Below are 19,679 nucleotides of genomic sequence, written 5' to 3'. Positions count from 1 at the left end.
AGAGCTTGCGGTCGGTGGCATCAGATCTCCCGATGAGCTAGGGGCGACATTCGAAGACTTCTAATCTTCGCGCGGTGTCGTCGAAAGCTGTGTAGAGTGAGGCCGCGAGGCCATGGCATTGCCCTTCTCAAACAGTTGATTGAGGCAACAGTTCCGCGGTTTGGCACATTGTACGTTACCGTACGCAAGGCTCGACGGATGCGGCCCCGCCCCCAAAGAGCACAGCAATTGACGTGTCGGCTCCGCCGCGGTCATCCGCCCGGAACCGTGCAAAATGAAGGAGTGCGCCTCTTGAGCGACAGCGTCGTCAATCTCTCCGCCGGACTTCGCAGCTTCTTTCTGGCAGGGTTCGAGTGTGCGACGCAGCGTCGCTCCGACGGAACGCGGCTCGACCTCACGGCGGCGACCCGCCACGACGTCAACGCCTACCAGGATTACGCAGCTCTCGGTGCGCACGGCATAAGCTCGGCGCGCGACGGGATGCGCTGGCACCTGATCGAGACGGCGCCGGGGGTCTACGATTTTTCCAGCGTCGCTCCGATGGCGGACGCCGCCCGCCGGGCCGGCGTGCAGGTCATCTGGGACCTCTGCCACTACGGCTATCCCGACGGGCTGGACATCTGGTCGCCGGCGTTTCCCGAGCGCTTCGGACGCTTCGCGAAGGCCGCGGCGCGCTTTCTGCGCGAGCGCAGCGACGAGGTTCCCTACTACTGCCCGGTCAACGAGATGTCCTACTGGGCCTGGGCCGGCGGCGACATGAAGCTGTTCAATCCGATGGCGAAGGGCCGCGGCGACGAGCTGAAGCGGCAGCTGGCGCGCGCCTGGATCGCCAGCGTCGACGCGGTGCGCGAGGTCGATCCCCGGGCCCGGTTCATCTGCGCGGAGCCGCTGATCAACGTCTTCCCGAAGAGCCCGAAGCCGCACCATGTCCGCGCCGCGAAGACCTACAGCGAGGCGCAATACGCCGCCCATGACATGCTGATCGGCCGGCTCGCGCCCGAACTTGGAGGCTCGCCGGACAAGCTCGACATCGTCGGCTGCAACTACTACCCGACCAACCAGTGGGTGCTCGACGGCGCGCCGCTGCCGATGGGGCACCACAATTACCGGCCGCTGCGCGAGATGCTGGCGGAGGCCTATCAGCGCTACGAACGGCCGATCTTCATTTCGGAGGCGGGGGCCGAAAACACCGCGCGGCCCGCCTGGCTCTATTACGTCGCGCAGGAGGTCGCCGCCGCGCGCGAAGCGGGCACGCCCGTCGAGGGCGTCTGCTTATATCCGATCCTGGATTATCCCGGCTGGGAGAACGACCGTCCCTGCGAGGTCGGCCTGTTCGGCTTCGCCGACGCAGGCGGCGCCCGTCCGGTCTACCGCCCGCTCGCCGAGGAGATCGCGCGGCAGCGCCCCCGGTTCGAAGACGTCGCCAGCGCCGCCCCGCCGCGACTGCGCGAGGCTTCATGAGCCTCTCTGACGCCGAGACCTCCCTCAGCCCTCAGACGCGGCCAGCGGAAGCGCCCTACGCGCCCGAGCGCGCGCCGGAGGACGCCGATTTCGCGCGCTCGCTGAAGAGCCCGATCACCTTCCTCTGGCGCTACGTAAGGCTGTGGCCCGGCCACTTCGCGGCGCTGAGCGCCGTGGTGGTGGCGGCCTCGCTCAGCGGCATCGCCTCGCAATACGGCATGAAGCTGCTCGTCGACGCGATGGAGAAGCCGCCGGCGCAGAACACCGCCGTGTGGTTCGCGCTCGGCTTCTTCGTCGGTCTGTTCGCGCTCGAGGCGGCGCTGTGGCGCGTCTCGGGCTGGCTCGGCTGCCGGACCTCGGTCGGCGTCGGCGTCGACATAAGGCTCGACCTGCTGAACTACGCGACCGGCCATCCCATGCGCTTCTTCCAGGAGCAGAGGGCGGGCTCGCTCGGCCACCGCATCACCGCGACCGCCGGCGACTTCGGCGCGATGATCAACAAGCTGACCTGGAACGTCGCGCCGCCGGTCGTGAACTTCCTCGGCGCGTTCCTGATCTTCTTCACGATCAATGTCTGGATGGCGCTGGCGCTCGCCGTCTTCGCCGCGGCGATCACGCTCGGCCTCGTCGCCTACAGCGTCCGCGGACGTCCGCTGCACCGGAAATACGCCGAGCTCGCCGGCCACACCGGCGGCGAGATGATCGACACGCTGACCAACATCTGGGCCATCAAGGCCTTCGCCGCGGGTTCGCGCGAGCGCTCGCGCCTCCGCCACACCTTCGACCAGGAGGCGACGGCGCAGCGCACGAGCTGGATGTTCACCGAGAAGGCGCGCGTCCTGCACGACGTGCTGCTGTGGATGATGGCCGGCTCGATGCTCGTCTGGGCGCTGACGCTCTGGACGCGCGGCGAGGTCAGCGCCGGCGACGTCGTCGTGGTCTCGACGCTGGTGTTCCGCATCCTGCACGGCTCGCGCGATCTCGCGATGGCGCTGGTGGAGATCGAGCAGCACGTCAACTTCCTCGGCGAGACGCTGCGCGTGGTCGGCGTGCCGCATGAGGTGATCGACGCCGAGGAGGCGAAGCCGTTCCAGCGCCGCGGCGGCGCCGTGCGCTTCGAGAACGTGACCTTCGGCTATGGCGAGGGCGACCGGCCGGTGCTCAAGGACTTCACGCTCGACATTCCGGCCGGCCAGAAGGTCGGCGTGGTCGGGCCCTCGGGCGCGGGCAAGTCGACCATCATCCATCTCGTCCAGCGCCTGCACGACGTGCAGGGCGGCCGGGTGCTGATCGACGGGCAAGACGCCGCGGAGCTCACGCAGGAATCGCTGCGCTACGCGATCGCGGTGGTTCCCCAGGAGATCTCGCTGTTCCACCGCACCGTGATGGAGAACATCCGCTTCGGGCGGCCCGAGGCGACCGACGAGGAGGTCCGGGACGCCGCCGCGGCGGCGCACTGCCAGTTCATCGACGACCTGCCGCAGGGCTACGACACGGTCGTGGGCGACCGCGGCGCGAAGCTCTCCGGCGGCCAGCGCCAGCGCGTCGGCATCGCGCGCGCGATCCTGAAGAACGCGCCGATCGTCATCCTCGACGAGGCGACGTCGGCGCTCGACACCGAATCCGAGATCGAGGTCCAGCGCGCCCTCGATCGGCTGACCAAGGACCGCACCGTCATCGCGGTCGCCCACCGGCTCTCGACGCTGTCGAGCTTCGACCGCATCGTCGTGCTGATGGGCGGCAAGGTCGCGGAGGAGGGCACGATCGACGAGCTCATGGAGAAGCAGGGCGTGTTCGCCCGCATGTGGCGCCTCCAGGTCCGCGGCATCTCCGTCGACCTCGCCCTCGACCAGGCGGTGTGAGGGGGCGAAGCCGCGCGGCTTCGCCGTCCCGCCCGGAACATCGATGATTCCACCCCCGCCTCAACTCGCCCGACGGCACCCGCAGGAATGGCCTTCGAGCCTTGCGAGGTCGCGGATTTCGATGCGGCCGCGGCGGCAGCGCACCGACTGCTCGCCCTCCATCATGTGAAGGCTCGTCGTCACGCTGGCGCGGCGCACGCCGAACAGGTCGGCGAGCTGCTGATGGGTGAGCTCGATCGGCCGGTCCGGGCCGAGCAGCGCCGCGGCCCGCGTCAGCCAGCTCGCCAGCCGCTGCTCCACGGAGTGCAGCGCGCCGCAGACGCAGAGCGCTTCGGTCTCCGCCAGGCGCTCCGCCGCATAGGCCGTCAGCTCCCGGCGCAGGGGAGGATCGTCCTCGAGCGCGTGGCGCAGAGCCCGGGCTTCGATCGCGACGCCCCGCAGGCCGGTGAGCGCCATGGCCGAGCTCCCCGCGGCCGCCGATCCCAGGAGGGCCGCGTGGCCGACCAGGCCCCCGGGGCCGACGAGCCCGGTTTCGGCCGCCTCGCCGCCGCCGCCCCGTCCGAGCAGCGCCACCAGCCCGTCGACGATGAAGAACACCGTGGCGGGCGTCGTTCCGGCCTCGATCAGCCGGGCGCCGCGCCCCTGCTCGAAGCGACGGAGCTCGCCGGCTAGCGACGCCTGCCGCTCGACCGCGACCGAAGCGAACAGCCGGTGCAGCGCTGAGACGGGTGCGGGGCGTGCGTTCGGGCGATTCATCGCGGGCGGAGTTCGCTCCTCGGGAGAGCAGCTCTTCGGACGTTCAGATCTGGTAGACGAAGCTCGTCATTCCGTTCTCGCCGATGTCGCGCATATCCGCGAGGCTGCGCTCGTCGAGCACGCTGGAGATCTGGTCGCGCACGTCGAGCATCATCAGCCGGACCTGGCAGGCCTTCACGTCGCGGCAGTCGTCGCAAGGGACATAGGCCGACCGGCTGGCGCAGGGGATCGGCGCGAGCGGCCCGTCGAGCGCGCGAACGATCGAGCCGATCGTGATCTGTTCGGCCGGCCGCGCCAGCATATAGCCGCCGGCCTTGCCCTTCTTGCTGGTCAGCATGCCGGCGTTGCGCAGCTCGCCGAGAATCGCGTCGAGAAACTTCTTGGGGATCGCGTTGCGGACCGCGACGTCCGCCACGAAAGTGGACCTGCCCGGCTCGAGCCGCGACAGGTCGACCATCGCCTTCAGGCCGTATTTGGCTTTCTTCGTCAGCATTCAACCGATTCCAGGACCGCCACGCGAGCGTTACCCATATGTCCGCTTGCGTACAATATCGCCATGCTCCGGCGGCTGCGCCAGGCCGGGCGGCGTGCGGACAGCTCGTGAATCACGGGGCCGTGACCGGAATGGCGGCGATATAGGTACTTCTCCCGATGCCACGGTTTTGAGCGTTTGAATAGCATGCGGCCGCGATAGACGAGGGAGAGCGCCGTGGCTGGTTTCTGGCAGGGGAGCGTCTACCGTGGAGATGGCACGAACGAGGACGTCCGCGGCGGCGCCGGGAACGAGACCCTGCGTGGGGCGGGGGGCGCGGACACTCTGAACGGCGGAGGCGGCGACGACAGCCTCGACGGCGGCGAAGGCGCCGACAGCCTCGCAGGCGGCCTCGGCGTCGACGTCCTCAACGGCGGGGCCGGCAACGACATCATCAGCTGCAATTACAGCGAAGGCGACGCGAAGGCGGACCGCATCGTCGGCGGCGCGGGGAACGATTACCTGTCCTTCAGCGTCTCGGAGGGCAAGATCGGGCTGACGGCGTCGGCCCTGAAGATCGATGGTCAGACGGCGGCCACGTTCAGCGGCGTCGAACGCCTCAGCGTGGCGTTCTTCAGCGAATTCGACCACGTCGTGCGGCTCGGAGCCAGCGCCGACAGCGTCACGACGGGCGCCGGCGACGACACGATCTCTCTTGGCGCGGGCGACGACAACGCGCGCGGCAACGGCGGAGACGACGTCCTGTCCGGCGGCGCCGGAGACGACACGCTCGACGCCGGCGACGGCGGCGACACGGTCGATGGCGGCTCCGGCGACGACCGCGTGGGCCTGCAGGCCGGCGGCCGGGACGACGTCGATCTGGGCGACGGAGCCGACACTCTGTTTCTGACGTCTTGGTCCGGCTCCGGGCCGTCGGCCGGCCGCGGCCGCTACGACGGCGGCGCCGGGATCGACACGTTCCACATCGATCTCGACTTCGTCGACATGAAGGGGGTCGCCTTTCGCAACGGCGTGCTGAAAGTCGGCTCGCTCGTCGTGGCCGAGACGAGCAGCTTCGAATCCTACAATTTCACCGGACCGTTCGGGCAGAATTCGGCGTTCTCAGGCGGCGCCGGCGACGACGTCGCGACCGGCGGGCAGGGAAATCAGACCTTCAAGGGCGGCGCCGGCGACGACAGCCTCTCTTCGGTTCGCGGCGCCGACAAGCTCTATGGCGACGCCGGAAACGACACGCTGCGCGCGACGCTCGACGCCCAGGCGGACACCTTTGCCGGCGGCGCGGGCGTCGACCTGCTGGATCTCCGCGCCGATTTCGACTTCGACGCCGACATCGTGATTTCGGGCGATCTCGCCAAGACGGCGACGCTGACCGGCGACGGCAAGATCCTGGCCCGCATATCGGGGATCGAAGCGATCTCGATCACGACCGGCGCGGGCGACGATTCGCTCGTCTCCGGCGCCGGCGACGACAGCCTCGGCGGCGGGGACGGCAGGAACGTCGTGCGCTCCGGAGCCGGCGACGACAAGCTGTCCGTCGATCTCGACGCCACGGTCGACTACTACGACGGCGGGATCGGCGACGACGTCGCGGACATCGCGAACTTCAGCGACGCCCGGGTGGTCATGAGCGGCGACAGCAAGCTGATGACCGTCACGCTCGGCGGAGTCGTCGCGGCGCGAATCGCCAATGTCGAAAGCTTCTCCCTGTTCACCGGCGACGCCGACGACAGTCTGCTCGGCGGCGTCGGGGACGATTATTTCTCGGCCGCCGGGGGCGCGAACGTGATGCGCGGCGGTGCCGGCGACGACAGCTTCCACTTCGAGTTCGACGCCAAGAAGGACGTCGTCGTCGGCGGCGCCGGAAACGACGACGTGTCCTATTCCGCCGGCTCGGGCTCGGTCGTGAAGGCGCAGTCGACGTCCGCCACCGGCTTCGACCTCATCCGCGACGGCAAGGTCGTGCTCCAGGCCACCGGCGTCGAGCGGGTCGACGCCACCGGCACGGACGGAAACGACACGCTGGTCGGCTTGAGCGGCGACGATCTGCTGAGGGGCGGCGCCGGCGCCGACCGGCTGATCGGCGGCGCCGGGATCGACACCGCCGACTTCGTGAGCGACTTCGGGGGAGTCTCGGTCAAGCTTATCGCCGGCAAGACCGTGACCGCCAAGGTCGACGGCAAGACCGGCGACACGCTCACCGGGATCGAGAACCTCAAGGGCACCTTCTTCGCCGACACCCTGATCGGCGACAGCGGCGACAACGTCATCACCGACAGCCGTGTCGACGGGGACGTGGCCGACGGAGGAGCGGGGGTCGACACCTTCGTCGCCATGGGCTTCGATCAGTCGTTCACCCTGGATCTCGCGAACGACTCCTCTCTGCGCAACTTCGAGAACGTGCGCGGCTCATACTGGGCGGGCGGCGATACGCTGATCGGGAACTCTAAGGCTAACCGGATCGAGAGCGGCGGCGGCGCCGACACGATGACGGGCGGCGCCGGAGCGGACGTCTTCAGCTACTCCTCCTTCAGCCAGAGCGTCGGCGGGGATTTCCACGACTTCGCGGCAGAAATCACCGATTTTTCGAAGGCGCAGAAGGACAAGATCCACCTCGCGGACATGGTCGGCGACGACGAGCCCGCATGGACCTTCCTCGGCCTCCGCGCCTTCACGGGCGCCGAGAACGAGCTGCGCTATCTCAAAGAGAAGACCGCGACCTACGTGCTGGCCGACTTCGACGGCGACAAGCAGGCCGATTTCGCGATCCAACTGAACGGGGCCCAGACCCTGGCGGGGACCGACTTCATCCTGTGAGGCGGTTTCGTCGGGCGGCGAGGCGGCGTCCCCGGTCCTGGCCTCACACCACCCGAGGCAACGTCTGCTGGTCGGTCGGCAGCAGATTCATCTCCCAGATCCCCGAGCCGATCTGCACGCTCGCCATCACGCCCTGGTTCACGACGAGCGCGCTGCCGTCGGCGATGCGGAACCAGTACTGCACCGTCGCCTGGCCTGACGCCGTGAAGCTCCCGTCCGCCGCGATCGTGAAATCCTTCAGCGGCGTGGTCGTGTCTTCATAGGCGACGTTCGCGCCGGCGAAGTAGGCCGTGCGGTACTTCGCCGAGAGCTTGCCCGCGGCCTGTCCGGAAAAGCCGGTCCCCGTGACGGTGATGGTGATGATCCCGTAGTCGCCGTCGACCGTCTCGCTGGTGGTCGCGACGATCTTGGGCGCGGGCGGGGGAGGCGGGGGAGCCGCCTCGCTCGCGACGTTCGCGGTCGCGACCGGCGAGTTCCCGGCCGAATTTCCGGCGAAGGCGGACACCACATAGGTCGTGGCGTAAGCGTCGATGCGAAACGCGCCCTCCACCCTCGAGCCGTTCTCCGTCTTCTGGAACAGGTTCGCCCCCCCATAGGGCGCGACGCGGACGGACACCCACTCCGCGCGCCGGTTGGTGTTGACGCCCGCGTCGACCGCTCGGACGGGGTGCTCGCCGAGCTTCAGCCCGGTCTGGCCGTCCGCCGGCGCCTCGATGATCGGCGCGAACGGCGGCTCGACGCGCAGCACGGTCGCCGTCGGATTGCCTTTGGTGATGATCGGCTGACCGCACTGCCACCATTCGAGCAAGAGGGTCTCGTCGGGCTGCAGCCTCCGCGACAGCGCGATCGTCGCCGATCCGTCCGCCTCCGGGATCGCGGTCCCGAGAAGGAGGGGCGCGGCGCCGCCGGTGAGCGTCAGGAGATGCGCGCGCGGACCCTTCTGAATGTAGACCGGCCCCTGCGCATATTGCAGCAGCGGCGAGAAAATCGGACCGGCGGTCAGCGAGAACAGCAGCCCCATCGCGATCTGTTGCGTTTCCTCCGGGCCGGCGCCGGGCTCGACCGGCCAGGTCTCGTCCTCCGGCGTCCACACCTGCGCGTTGTCGCAGGCGAGCACGACGGCGCGGATCTTGTCGCCGGCGGTCAGGGGAGCCGCCACCCGGACCGTCGTGCCGATCGTCCAGTCCGAGATCGCGCCGCCCGGCCAGCCCGCGCCGCTCGCCTCGGCCGCGAGCGCCGAATAGAGCCGCACGGCGAACCCGCCCTCCGGCGCTCGGTAGACATATTCGTCGCATCCCCGAAGAGGCGGCAGCAGCGTCGCCGGGGGGACGTCCCCCCGCCGCTCGTCCACGGCGACCTCCGTCGTCGGACCGACCTTGTCGCAGCGCGACTGCCACAGCTTGAGCGCGCCGACGACCGCCGGCGTCGGCAGCGTGATCCGCCGCACGCCGTTGCCTTCGAAGGCGCCCGCAGGCGGATAGGCGATCTCCGCGATCTCGCCGGACCCAAGCGGCATCCCGACATGAAGCGCCGCGTCGGGATCGAGATTCGCGACCACGATCATGCGCGCGCCCGCGCAGATCAGACCGTGGCCCGGCGCCCCCGGCGTCGGCGCCGGGCCGACCGTCACGGACCTGAGGGGCTCGGAGCTTCCCGTCGACCACAGCATCTGGGTGGCCTGGACGACGTCGCCCTCCTTCAGCGCGGCCTCGGGGCCAAGCAGGAAGGTGAGACCGGGCCGGTCGAAGAAGGCGCGCGCGCGCTCCGCGCCGTTGACGATCAGCGTGACCTCGGCGCCGTCGATCACGTTCGAGAGCGGCGCGCCGGACGCGCAGGCCGCGAGGCCGGCGATCTCGACCGGCGGCGGCAGCCGGTGTTCCCCGAGGCTCGGGTAATCGTCGCGCGGCTCGCGCGGCCGCGCCGTAAGGCGCGCGATCTCGACGCCGTCGGGATCGGTCGCGACGATCGCGACGTCGGCGCCGCCGGCGACGTGATCGCCCAGAACGACCCGCACGCCGATCGGCCGGTTCAGGATGCCGGCGAGCGCCGCCGCGTGGCCTTGGCCGAGCACGGCGCCGTTCTGCTCCACCCGCACCGTCGCGCCGGGAAACACGCCCTCGATCCACAGGGCGCGGCTGCCGATATAAAGCCGGCTGACCAACTGGGGCAGGCCCGTCGAGCCGCCGGGATACTTCGTCACCACGGGTCCGGTCGCCGGATCGCCCGCGCTTTCGGCGCCGTCGAGCGACTGGATCGCCCAGAGCGTCGTCCCGGCCGGCGGCGGGGTGATGGCGACGAGCTGTTCGCCCGCCCCAGCCGTGAGACCGCTCGCAATCTCCACGACCGCACCGGCCGCGTCGCGGGCGAACACCGAGAGCTTCGCTCCTGCGACCAAGTCTCCGATCAGAATGCGCTGCGACCAGCTGCTGACGAGGCCGATGATGAGGGGGGCGGGCAGGGCGGTCATGTCCGGGGACCTTTCGGATAAGGGTGCGGGCGACGTCTCCTTGGGCGCCAGCAACGACCGACCCGGCCGGCCGCGCGTCACCCCAAGGGGTGACTGGGCGCAATAAGGGCGGATGAGCGTGACGCGGAGCGGCGCCACGGTCCCGAAACGGGATGGCGCGGGCGCGCGGTCGGGCTTAGGCGGCGCCGGCGCCGCCATCGCCGTGAAAGCGGGTCCGACGCCTCAGCCCGAAGCGATCGGCTCCTGCCGCTCCAGGATCTTCCACACCCCGGTCGCCGCTGCGGCGTCGCGGTCGCCGACGGTCAGCGTGCCCCGCATGAACACGAGCGAACGGGTCGCGCGCACCACGACGGGGGTCAGTTCGACGAACTCGCCCATCCTCACCGCGGACAGGAACTGCATGTCGAACTGGATGGTGACGGACGGCTTGCCGCCCGCCACGGCCCAGGCGGCGACCCCGAGCGCGCGGTCGGCGAGCGTCATGAGCATGCCGCCATGGACGACGCCGAGCAGGTTGGCGTGCTTCTGCTCGGCGACGAAGGCGAAGGACCGCAGTCCGTTCTCCTCCGGGCGGACATAGAGCGGGCCGACGTGATCGACGAAGCCCTCGCCGCTGAACGGCTCCCAGCCTGCGTCCGGCGGAACGGCGGGCGGCAGGCCGGCGCAGACGGCGTCATTCATCAGGCAGACCTTTCTTCGGAGCGCTCGCTGTGTCTCATGCACCGAGAGGCCGCTCGCGTCGACCGCGCCGCATCCGTCCGGAGCGCGGAGTCGCGAATCGGCGTCGGGCTTGCGATGGTCGCCTCCCCCCTGGAGCCTCCATGAGCGCGTTCCGCTTCGTCCACGCGGCCGATCTGCATCTCGGCAGCCCCTTCGCCGGGCTGGCGCGCGTCGACGCAGGCGTCGCCGGCCGTTTCGCCGCGGCGAGCCGCGAGGCGTTTTCGGATCTCGTGACGCGCGCGATCGACGCGGAGGCCGCCTTCGTCGTCGTCGCCGGCGACATCTACGACGCGGAGTGGCGCGACAACTCCATCGGCCTGTTCTTCAACCGGGAGTTGGCGCGGCTCGACCGCGCCGGGATTCGGGTCGCGCTCATCAAGGGCAACCACGACGCGGAGAGCGTCGTCACGCGCACCATCTCGCTGCCCGACAACGTGCTGCAGTTTCCGTCGGCGAAGGCCGCCACGGTTCGGCTCGACGACCTGAAGGTCGCGCTGCACGGCCAGAGCTTCGCCGACCGCGCCGCGCCGCAGAACCTCGCCGCCTTCTATCCCGCGCCCGTGCCAGGCTGGTTCAATATCGGCCTGCTGCACACCTCCTGCGAGGGCTTTTCGGCGCACGCGACCTACGCGCCCTGCACGGTCGCGGAGCTCAGCCTGCGCGGTTACGACTACTGGGCGCTCGGTCATGTCCACGAGCATGCGGTGCTGTCGCGCGACCCCTGGATCGTCTTCTCCGGCGTGCTGCAGGGCCGCAGCGTGCGCGAATGCGGGCCGAAGGGCGCCGTGATGGTCGAGGTCGAGGACGGCTGCGTCGCGTCCGTCGACCGTCTCATCGTGGACCGCGCGCGCTGGGCGGACCTCGTGGTCGATCTCGACGGCGTCGAGGACGAGACCGTCGCGCTGGCCCGGATCGAGGCGGCCGTGCGACCGGTCGCCGAGGAGGCCGAAGGCCGGCTCGTCGCGGTCCGGCTGACGCTGTCCGGCGCGACGCGGCTTGCGGGCCGCTTCGCCGCCGACCCCCGCCGCATCGCCGACGAGGCGCAGGCCGCGGCGCAGCGCGTCCATGCCGACATCTGGCTCGAGAAGCTGAAGCTCAGGGTCGCCCCGCCGCCGCGGGCGCTGGCGACGGCGCCCGAGCTCAAGTCCTTCGACCTCGCGGCGCTGCTCGACGGGCTCGACCGCGAGCCCGAGCTCGTCGAGCGCGCGAAGGCGACGGTCGCGCAGGTCGCGGGCAAGCTGCCGGGCGGTCTCGGCGACGACGAGGCCGCGCTCGGCGACGACGTCGAGGCGCTGCTCGCCCAGGCGCGGGCGCTCGCGCTCGGCCGGCTGCAGGCCTGAGCGATGCGGCTGCTGAGGCTCGATCTCGAGAAATACGGCGCCTTCGAGCGCCGCTCGCTGGTCTTTCGTCCGAACGCGCGGCTGCACGTCGTCTACGGTCCGAACGAGGCCGGTAAGACCACCGCGCTCGCCGCCGTGTCCGACCTGCTGTTCGGGTTCGGCGCGCGGACCGATTTCGCCTTCCGCCACGCGATGAGCGACCTGCGCCTCGGCGGCGCCCTTAGCGCCGCGGACGGCCGCGAAACGTCCTTCCGCCGCCGCAAGGGCGCCAAGGCCACGCTGGTCGACGGCCGGGACGAGCCGCTGCGCGACGATCTGCTCGCTCCGCTTCTCGGCGCGCTGACCCGCGAGGTGTTCGAACGCGCCTTCGGCCTCAGCGCGCGCGGCCTGCGCGAGGGCGGCGAGGATCTGCTCGCCTCCGACGGCGAGAGCGGCGCCAGCCTGTTCGCGGCGGCGTCCGGCCTGCGCGGCGTCGAGGACGAGCGCAGGGCGATCGAGGGCGAGGCGGATCTGCTGTTTCGCCCTCAGGCCTCGACGCGCCGCTTCAACGAGGAGGCGAGGCGCTACGACGCCGCGCGCAAGGTCCGCGCCGAATGCGAGCTCGGGGCCAGCGTGTGGAAGCGGCTGAACGAGTCGATCGAGGCCTTGAGCGAGCGGCACGCGGCCCTCGATGGGCGCCTCAGGACTCTCAGGACCGAGCGCGCCCGGCTGGAGCGGCTGGCGCGCACGCACCGGGCCGCGGCGTCGGTCGACCAGGCTCGCCGCGAGCTCGAGGCCTTCGGCGAGGCGCCGGAGATCGACGCCGCCCGCGCCGGGGCGCTCGCCCGCGCGCTCGACGCCTTCGACGAGGCGCGGGCCGGCGCCGCGCGCGCAGGCGAGGGGCTCACATCGGCCGAGGCGGACGTCTCGGCGGTCGCCCTCGACGAGGCCGCGCTCGCCGCGGCCGAAGACATCGAGCGCGTGAACCGGGGGTCCGGCGCGTTCCGCACGCTTCAGACCGACCTGCCGCGCGTGCAGCGCGAAGCCGACGAGCGCGACGCGGCGCTGGCGCGGCTAGCGACCCGGCTCGGCCTCGCCGACGCCTCGGCGGTGGAGGACGCGCTCCCGACCGACGCGGCGCGCGCCGCGCTGAGGGCGCTGATCGACGAAGGCCGCGAGCTCGCCCGCGCCGGCGCCGACCGCGCCCGCGAGGCGGGGCTGGAGCGCGAGCGCATCGCGACGCTGAAGGCCGAGCTGGAGGACGAGGAGCCGTGCGATCCCCGTCCGCTCCGCGAGGCGCTGGCGGCGCTCGGCGCCCGGCTGAAGCCGCTGGAGCGGCGCGACGAATGGGCGTCGGACGCCGCGCGGGAGACCGAGGCGCTCCGCGAGGCCGCCGCGCGCCTGCGTCCGCCGGGCGGCGATCTCGACGCGCTCGCGCGCTGTCCGCTGCCGGGCGTCGAGACGATCGCCCGCGCGCGCAAGCTCGAGGACCAGTTCGCCGCCGACGCGGCGCGGCTCCGCGAGGCGATCGCCAAGGACCGGGCGGAGGCGGCCCGCGCCGAGGCTGACCTCGCGGCGCTCGTCTCGGACGGCCCGCTCGCGTCGCCCGACGCCATTCGCGCCGCGCGGGCCGCGCGCGACTCCGCTTGGACGCCGCTCAGGGCCCATCTGCTGGGCGTCGCCGAACTGGACTTCGGCGCGCGGGCGGTGGGCGCCGCGGCGCTGGAGCGCGAGACGCTCCAGTCCGACGGCCTCGCCGACCGAGCGGTCGAGGACGCCGCCCGCGTGGCGCGCGGGGCCGACCTGACGCGTCGCCGGACGGAGGCCGCCCGGTCGGCGGCCGAGGGCGAGGCGCGGCTGGCTGCGCTCGCCGCGGAACGCGAGGCCGCCGAGGCGGAGTGGCGCGAGGCCTGGGCGCCGGCCGGGTTCGTGCCGTCGTCGCCGGGCGAGATGGAGGCCTGGCGGCGGGAGGTCGCAAGCGTGATCGAGCGTCGTGAGCGCAACGGCGAACGTCTCGCGGCCGTCGCCCGCCTCGACGAAGCGGACGCCGCGCTCTGCGTCGAACTCGGGCGGATCGCGGCCGCCTGCAGCCTCTCGGGTGAGGACGGCGCCGGCGCGCTGGCGCTCGCCGCCCGGATCGACGCCCGGCTTGTGGCGATGACCGACCGCTGGCAGGCGGCGGCGAAGACCACGGCCCAGATCGGCGATCTCGAGCGGCGGCTCGCGCGGTTCGAGCGGGAGGAGGCGGCTGCGGCGGCGCGGACCGAGGCGCATCGCGCGGCCTGGCTCGCGGCGCTGCCGGCGGTCGGCCTGGCGCGGGACGCCTCGATCGCCGCCGCGGAGGCGGCTCTCGCCGCATGGGAGACGGCGCCGAACCTCATCGCCGAGCGCGACAACCGCCGCCAGCGCATCCGCGGCATGCGCCGCGACGCGGAAGGCTTCGCGGGCGACGTCGCGCGGCTGGTCGAGGCCTTCGCAGGCGATCTCGCCGACCTGCCGCCCGAGGCGGCGGCGAGCCGTCTGCATGCGCGGTTGACCGCCGCGCGGGCCGCCGACGTGCGCCGCTCCGAAACTCTGCGCCGCCGCGAGGAGGCGCTGAAGGCTGACCAGACGGCAAGGCGCCGGCTCGCGGAGGCTGCGGACGCATTAGCCGTCGCCTCGACGGGCCTGCCGGAGGGCGCGGACCTGCGCGCGCTGCTCGCCCGCGCGGCCGAGCGCGAGCGTCGTTCGGCGACGCTGGCCGAACGCTGCAGCCAGCTGCTGCTCGTCGGCGAGCGGGCGGAGGAGGGCGCGTTGCGCGCGGAGCTCGAAGGCTTCGATCCCGACGCCGCGCCGGCGCTCGATCAGTCGCTCGCCGCCGAAGAGGAGCGCGTGCAGGCCGAGGACCGGCAGGTCTTCGCCGAACTCGACGCCGAGCGGCGACGGCGCGACGCGCTCGGCGGGACCGGCGCCGAGGAGGCGGCGGCCGAACAGCGCGCCGCCGGGGCGGCGCTTGCGGCCACCGCCCGCGAATGGGCGGTGCTGAAGCTCGCGGCGCTTCTGCTGTCGGCCGCCGTCGAGCGCGCGCGGCAGAGCCAGCGCAGCCCCACGCTCGAGCGCGCGGCCGATCTGTTCGGCGCGCTGACGGGCGGCGCCTTCACGGGCTTCGCGGAGGATTACGACAAGGACGTGCCGCGGCTCGTCGCGCGCCGCGCCGGCGGCGGCAAGGTCGCGGTCGGCGGCCTGAGCGAGGGCACGCGCGACCAGTTCTATCTCGCGCTCCGGCTCGCCTTCCTCGAGGACTACGCCGCCCGCGCCGAACCCGCCCCCTTCATCGCCGACGATCTGTTCGCGAGCTTCGACGACGCCCGCACCGCGCATGGCCTCGCCGCGCTCGCCGAGATCGGCGGGCAGGTGCAGCCGATCCTGTTCACCCACCACCGCTCGGTCGTCGAGACGGCCCGCGCCGCGCTCGGCGACGCTGTCGACGTCGTCGAGTTCGCCGACGCGTAGTCGGGCGGGATCGCCTCGCCCGCGCTTGTCCCGGAACCCATTTCCGCCGCGGCTTCAGAGATATGCCGTCGTGGGCGGGAAGGGATCCCGGGACAAGCCCGGCATGACGGTCGAGGAGATCCCGCTGCAAAGTGAGCCGATCACCCTCTAGGTCCTGAACGGGAAGCGCGCGCGCAGATCGGCGGCGAAGGCGGCCGCCGCGCGCCAGGCGGCGGTGGAGCGGACCCATGCGAGGGCCCGGTCGCGCAGCGCCGTGATGAAGCGGTGCCCCGCGGCGAACCAGGCGATCGTCATCAGCGGGGCGCGGGCGGCGTGGAAGATGCGCTCGCAGATAAGGATGCTCGCGAGGTGCGCCGCGACCAGCGCCGCCGCGCCGACCACGACATGGCCGGTCGCGATCCAGTAGAGCGAGAGCGCCTTGAACGGCTCGATCACGGCGAAGGGGACGGCGAGCAGCAGCAGCGCGCCGTAAGGCGGAAGCGCCCCGATCGCCGCGCCGAGACGGACGAACAGGCGCAGGCCGGCGAGATAGGCGAGGACCGGCCGGACGATCGGCCCGAGAGCCGCGTCGAAGGCGTCGTAGACCAGCAGGATCGTCGCGAGCGGAACCGAGAGGATGCGCTTCAGCGGCTCGATCATGGCGAAGCATGTGCGGCCGGGACGCGGCCTTTTAAAGGCCGCCGGCTCAGGCGGCCGGCCGCGAGGCGGCGTTCAGAGGATCTGGCCGAGGAAGGTCTTGGTCCGCTCGTCCTTCGGATTGGCGAAGAACTCCTCCGGCGGCGCATGCTCGACGATCACGCCCTTGTCGGTGAAATAGATGTGGTCCGCGACGTCGCGCGCGAACTTCATCTCATGGGTCACGAGCAGGCAGGTCATGCCCTCTTCCGCGAGGTCGCGGATCGTGACCAGCACCTCCTTCACCGTCTCCGGATCGAGCGCCGCGGTCACCTCGTCGAACAGCATGACGTCGGGGCGCATCGCGAGCGAGCGCGCGATCGCGACGCGCTGTTGCTGGCCGCCGGAGAGCTCCCCGGGATAGCTGTTCTCCTTGCCCGTCAGCCGCACCTTGCCGATCAGCATGCGCGCGCGCTCCTCGACCTCCTTCTTGTCCTGCTTCAGCACGTTGATCGGCGCCATCATGATGTTCTGCAGCGCGGTCTTGTGCGGAAACAGATTGTACTGCTGGAATACCATGCCGACCTTGCGGCGCAGCGCCAGCTTGTCGAGCCTGGGGTCGTTGACCTCCTGGTTCTCGACCAGGATCGAGCCGGAGTTGACCTCGACCAGCGCGTTGATGCAGCGGATCAGGGTCGACTTGCCCGAGCCCGACGGCCCGATGATGCAGATCGCCTCGCCCTTCATCACGTTGAGCGAGACCCCCTTCAGCACCTCCAGGGCGCCGAACGATTTGCGCACGTCCACGATCGAGATGATCGGCTGGTCCGGCGTCCACGGGGCGGCGGCGGGCGTTCCGATGGGCTGGGACAAGACGCGTCTCCCGGTCAGGATTTCACGTTGAAGCGGCGCTCGAGACGCTGCGTCAGTCTGCCGATGGGCCAGCAGTAGGCGAAGAAGCAGAAGCCGGCGAAGCCGTAGAGCGGCGCGAACAGTTCCGGCTTCCCGCCTTCCGCGGCGTGCACCTGCGCGGTCAGCGTCAGCATCTCGGTGACGCCGACGACCGAGGCCAGCACCGTCGCCATGGTGATCAGCGAGTAGAGGTTCATCCACGGCGGCAGCATGCGCTTCACGCATTGCGGCAGGATGATCCGCCAGATCGTCTGGGTGCGGGTGAAGCCGAGCGAGGTCGCGGCCTCCCACTGGCCGCTCGGCAGCGAGCGGATCGCGCCGCGCAGCAGTTCCGACACGTTGGCCATCACCGGCAGCGCGAAACCGATGATCGCCTTGACCCAGTCCGGGAACGGAACGACGTAGCCGAACACGTTGAACTGGAACGGGATCATGAACATCGCGAAGAACAGCAGCACCAGCCAGGGCGAGTTGCGGAAGAACTGGGTGAGGAACCAGGCGAGCCTGCGCACCCCCGTGTGCAGGCTGATCTGGCCGAGCCCGAGCACGACGCCGGTCGCGGTGCCGAGCGCCATGGCGGCGACCGAGATCATGATGTTGAAGGCGAAGCCCTTCAGCAGAAGCGGCGACCATTTGATGATCACCGAGAACGGGGTCGCCGGCTCCGCCGTGAGCGCTTCGGCTGTCGAGGCGGCCGGCGCGGCGGGCGGCGTCTGGGCTGTCGCGACGCTCGCGAGCACGATCGCGACGGCGACGAACGCCAGGCCGTGGCGCCAGGTCAGGCGGGGGAAGCCGATCGGCTCGGGCGCGCGCGGGGGCAGCAGCACCGCCATCGGGCGGTCGCGCGAGAGCATGACGTCGCTCATCGGCCGCCTCCATATCCGGGGATGGCGAGCGACCGCTCCCAGCGGTTCATGATGAAGACCAGCACGCCGACGAGAGCGACATAGGTGATCAGCAGCAGCGTCATCATCGTCGGGACGTTCTGGCTGTCGGTCCAGATCTGCTTGGAGACGTAGGTGATCTCAGGCACGGCGATGGCGTAGGCGAGCGAGGTGGTCTTCAGCAGGTTGACGAGATTGTTGTTGAGCGCCGGCAGGCAGACCCGGATCGCGAGCGGCAGCACGATGTGGCGGTAGGTGCCGAGGCGGGTGTAGCCGAGCGCCTCGGCCGCCTCTTTGGTCGAGTTCGGCACCGCTTCGATCCCCGAGCGGAAGATCTCGATGTTGAAGGCGCCGGCGAACAGCGACAGCGAGAAGATCGCCCACTGCACATTGGTGAACAGCGGCCCCATCATGCCGTCGGCGTCTTCGACGCGCGGCAGCAGCGCTCCGAGCCCGAAGTAGAAGAAGAAGATCTGGACGAGCGGCGGCGTGTTGCGGAAGACGGTGATGAAGCCGTTGATCAGCGCGCGCATGATGCGGGACGGCGAACCCTGCACCCAGGCGCCGACGATGCCGATGATGAGGCTGAAGACGAGACTGATCGCGCTCAGATAGATCGTCATCCCGAGGCCCGAGATGAACCGCTTCTGATCGAAGTCGTCGTAGAGGATGGTGAGATTGATGCCGGTCGACTCGTAGAGCGACCGCCCGAACTCGGCGACGCTCTCCATCAGCGTTCGACCCCTGATGCGCCTTCCGTCGGATCCGCCATGCGCCGGTCAAGCCCCGTTCGTCTGAGAAGGAGAACGGAGACGGACCCGAGGGCCCGCCTCCGCGCGATGCCAGCCTGACAGGCTCAGCTCTTCGCCTTCTCGTCGTGCATGCGCTTTGCGTAGTCGGTCGGGGTGATCCCGTACTTCTTCTCTTCCTCGACGATGAAGCCGGACTTCATCCAGTCGACGGTGACCTCCGAGAGGTACTTGGCGAAGGCTTCCTCGCCGTTCTTGACGGCCATGATCCATGGCGTCTCCAAGATGCCGGGCAGCGGCATGCCGTAGCCTTCCGACCAGTCCTTATCGAGCAGTTTGCCCTGGATGAACGTCTGGTCGTAGAGGTAGCCGATGCACTCGCCCTGCTTCAGCGCGAACAGCGGCTTCTCCGAGCCGTCGAAGGCCTTGACCTCCGCGCCGTATTTCGAGGCGACGTCCTTGTTGTAGAAGGCGCCGGAGGTGCCGCACAGCGTCTTGCCGCTGAGGTCCTCCCACTTCGTGTATTTGGCCTTCTTCGACATCAGGATGTTGACGCTGTCGGAGTAGTACTGCGGATCGACCGCGAGCACGCTCTTCCGGCGCTCCGGCTTGTCCGACATGGTGGCGATGACGATGTCGATCTTGCCCTGCTGCAGGAATTCGATGCGGTTGGCGGAGACGACCGGGACGAGCTCGAGCTTCACGCCCATCCGCTTGGCGACGTCAGCGGCGAGGTCCGGCTCGATCCCGATGATCTGGCCCGACGGGTCGCGGAAGCCGAACGGCTTGTAGTCCGCCTTCACGCCGACGACGAGCGTGCCCTTGGACTTGATCTGCTCCATGACGTCGGCGGAGGCGGGCGCGGCCCCAGCCGCCAGCAGAGCGAGCGAAGCAAGTACGATCTTCTTCATCAGATGTTCCTTCAGAACCGGTTCGAACGACAAGGTCCCGCCCGCGCACCCCGCGACCTGCCGTCGGAACGACCATGCCGCATCAAAGAGCATGCGGCGTCAAGACGCTTCAACCTGACGCGTCGGCGGGCGCCGCCCAAAAACGCGGCGGATTTGAGCTGCGAAGCGGCGCATGAGTGCGGTCATGGCGTTTCAGTCTGGGATTGCGACTGCGGCGAGGCCGC

The 19,679-nt window shown here is 70.5% G+C and carries 14 protein-coding genes; 5 read left to right on the top strand and 9 right to left on the bottom strand.

The features are described from left to right. Positions 1–291 precede the first annotated feature (291 nt). Together ACO2RJ_RS06940 and ACO2RJ_RS06935 are read left to right on the top strand one after the other, a co-directional pair. On the top strand, positions 292–1,461 hold the full coding sequence (locus ACO2RJ_RS06940; protein WP_423267257.1) for a beta-glucosidase: 1,170 nt from the start codon (positions 292–294) through the stop codon (positions 1,459–1,461). Then, a complete protein-coding gene (locus ACO2RJ_RS06935; RefSeq protein ID WP_423267256.1) occupies positions 1,458–3,323 on the top strand; it encodes an ABC transporter ATP-binding protein in 1,866 nt (621 codons plus the stop codon). The genes ACO2RJ_RS06940 and ACO2RJ_RS06935 overlap by 4 nt, the downstream gene beginning before the upstream one ends. Before the next feature lie 60 nt (positions 3,324–3,383). Here ACO2RJ_RS06935 and ACO2RJ_RS06930 read toward each other — a convergent pair whose 3' ends face one another. After that, on the bottom strand, positions 3,384–4,079 hold the full coding sequence (locus ACO2RJ_RS06930) for a Crp/Fnr family transcriptional regulator (RefSeq protein WP_423267255.1): 696 nt from the start codon (positions 4,077–4,079) through the stop codon (positions 3,384–3,386). A gap of 43 nt (positions 4,080–4,122) precedes the next feature. Continuing rightward, positions 4,123–4,572: an RrF2 family transcriptional regulator gene (locus ACO2RJ_RS06925; protein WP_423267253.1), complete on the bottom strand. Its 450-nt coding sequence runs from the start codon at positions 4,570–4,572 to the stop codon at positions 4,123–4,125. Positions 4,573–4,788: 216 nt separating this feature from the next. Here ACO2RJ_RS06925 and ACO2RJ_RS06920 point away from each other — a divergent pair, with 216 nt between their 5' ends. After that, on the top strand, positions 4,789–7,386 hold the full coding sequence (locus ACO2RJ_RS06920) for a hypothetical protein (protein WP_423267252.1): 2,598 nt from the start codon (positions 4,789–4,791) through the stop codon (positions 7,384–7,386). A gap of 43 nt (positions 7,387–7,429) precedes the next feature. On the opposite strand, the gene ACO2RJ_RS06915 is transcribed toward ACO2RJ_RS06920, so the two are convergent. Beyond that, positions 7,430–9,853: a hypothetical protein gene (locus tag ACO2RJ_RS06915; RefSeq protein WP_423267251.1), complete on the bottom strand. Its 2,424-nt coding sequence runs from the start codon at positions 9,851–9,853 to the stop codon at positions 7,430–7,432. Between the two features lie 222 nt (positions 9,854–10,075). Next, entirely contained in the window at positions 10,076–10,534 is a 459-nt protein-coding gene (locus ACO2RJ_RS06910; RefSeq protein ID WP_423267250.1) for a PaaI family thioesterase, read from the bottom strand. 140 nt (positions 10,535–10,674) lie between these two features. Here ACO2RJ_RS06910 and ACO2RJ_RS06905 point away from each other — a divergent pair, with 140 nt between their 5' ends. Then, positions 10,675–11,913 (top strand): metallophosphoesterase family protein, encoded by a 1,239-nt coding sequence (locus ACO2RJ_RS06905; RefSeq protein WP_423267249.1) that lies wholly within the window; start codon positions 10,675–10,677, stop codon positions 11,911–11,913. 3 nt (positions 11,914–11,916) lie between these two features. Beyond that, positions 11,917–15,384 carry an AAA family ATPase gene (locus ACO2RJ_RS06900; RefSeq protein WP_423267248.1) on the top strand — a complete coding sequence of 1,156 codons (3,468 nt, stop codon included), beginning with the start codon at positions 11,917–11,919 and terminating at the stop codon, positions 15,382–15,384. Between the two features lie 147 nt (positions 15,385–15,531). On the opposite strand, the gene ACO2RJ_RS06895 is transcribed toward ACO2RJ_RS06900, so the two are convergent. The 5 genes from ACO2RJ_RS06895 to ACO2RJ_RS06875 form a co-directional block, all read right to left on the bottom strand. After that, on the bottom strand, positions 15,532–16,023 hold the full coding sequence (locus tag ACO2RJ_RS06895; RefSeq protein WP_423267246.1) for a hypothetical protein: 492 nt from the start codon (positions 16,021–16,023) through the stop codon (positions 15,532–15,534). A 72-nt stretch (positions 16,024–16,095) separates the two neighbouring features. Further along, entirely contained in the window at positions 16,096–16,872 is a 777-nt protein-coding gene (locus ACO2RJ_RS06890; protein WP_423267245.1) for an amino acid ABC transporter ATP-binding protein, read from the bottom strand. 14 nt (positions 16,873–16,886) lie between these two features. Beyond that, on the bottom strand, positions 16,887–17,777 hold the full coding sequence (locus ACO2RJ_RS06885; RefSeq protein WP_423267244.1) for an amino acid ABC transporter permease: 891 nt from the start codon (positions 17,775–17,777) through the stop codon (positions 16,887–16,889). Further along, positions 17,774–18,526 (bottom strand): amino acid ABC transporter permease, encoded by a 753-nt coding sequence (locus tag ACO2RJ_RS06880; protein ID WP_423267243.1) that lies wholly within the window; start codon positions 18,524–18,526, stop codon positions 17,774–17,776. The genes ACO2RJ_RS06885 and ACO2RJ_RS06880 overlap by 4 nt, the downstream gene beginning before the upstream one ends. A gap of 125 nt (positions 18,527–18,651) precedes the next feature. Continuing rightward, positions 18,652–19,455: a transporter substrate-binding domain-containing protein gene (locus ACO2RJ_RS06875; RefSeq protein WP_423267242.1), complete on the bottom strand. Its 804-nt coding sequence runs from the start codon at positions 19,453–19,455 to the stop codon at positions 18,652–18,654. Positions 19,456–19,679 lie beyond the last annotated feature (224 nt).

This window comes from Hansschlegelia sp. KR7-227 (assembly GCF_049446035.1).
Lineage (GTDB): Bacteria > Pseudomonadota > Alphaproteobacteria > Rhizobiales > Methylopilaceae > Methylopila.
Note: the sequence above shows the minus strand (reverse complement) of the source record. Positions and strands in the feature narration are given on the sequence as shown.

Coding starts and splice junctions, on each gene's coding strand:
- ACO2RJ_RS06910 (WP_423267250.1), bottom strand. CDS start 10,534: ATGAATGACGCCGTCTGCGCCGGCCTGCCGCCCGCCGTTCCGCCGGAC.
- ACO2RJ_RS06925 (WP_423267253.1), bottom strand. CDS start 4,572: ATGCTGACGAAGAAAGCCAAATACGGCCTGAAGGCGATGGTCGACCTG.
- ACO2RJ_RS06905 (WP_423267249.1), top strand. CDS start 10,675: ATGAGCGCGTTCCGCTTCGTCCACGCGGCCGATCTGCATCTCGGCAGC.
- ACO2RJ_RS06885 (WP_423267244.1), bottom strand. CDS start 17,777: ATGAGCGACGTCATGCTCTCGCGCGACCGCCCGATGGCGGTGCTGCTG.
- ACO2RJ_RS06880 (WP_423267243.1), bottom strand. CDS start 18,526: ATGGAGAGCGTCGCCGAGTTCGGGCGGTCGCTCTACGAGTCGACCGGC.
- ACO2RJ_RS06935 (WP_423267256.1), top strand. CDS start 1,458: ATGAGCCTCTCTGACGCCGAGACCTCCCTCAGCCCTCAGACGCGGCCA.
- ACO2RJ_RS06895 (WP_423267246.1), bottom strand. CDS start 16,023: ATGATCGAGCCGCTGAAGCGCATCCTCTCGGTTCCGCTCGCGACGATC.
- ACO2RJ_RS06875 (WP_423267242.1), bottom strand. CDS start 19,455: ATGAAGAAGATCGTACTTGCTTCGCTCGCTCTGCTGGCGGCTGGGGCC.
- ACO2RJ_RS06915 (WP_423267251.1), bottom strand. CDS start 9,853: ATGACCGCCCTGCCCGCCCCCCTCATCATCGGCCTCGTCAGCAGCTGG.
- ACO2RJ_RS06930 (WP_423267255.1), bottom strand. CDS start 4,079: ATGAATCGCCCGAACGCACGCCCCGCACCCGTCTCAGCGCTGCACCGG.
- ACO2RJ_RS06900 (WP_423267248.1), top strand. CDS start 11,917: ATGCGGCTGCTGAGGCTCGATCTCGAGAAATACGGCGCCTTCGAGCGC.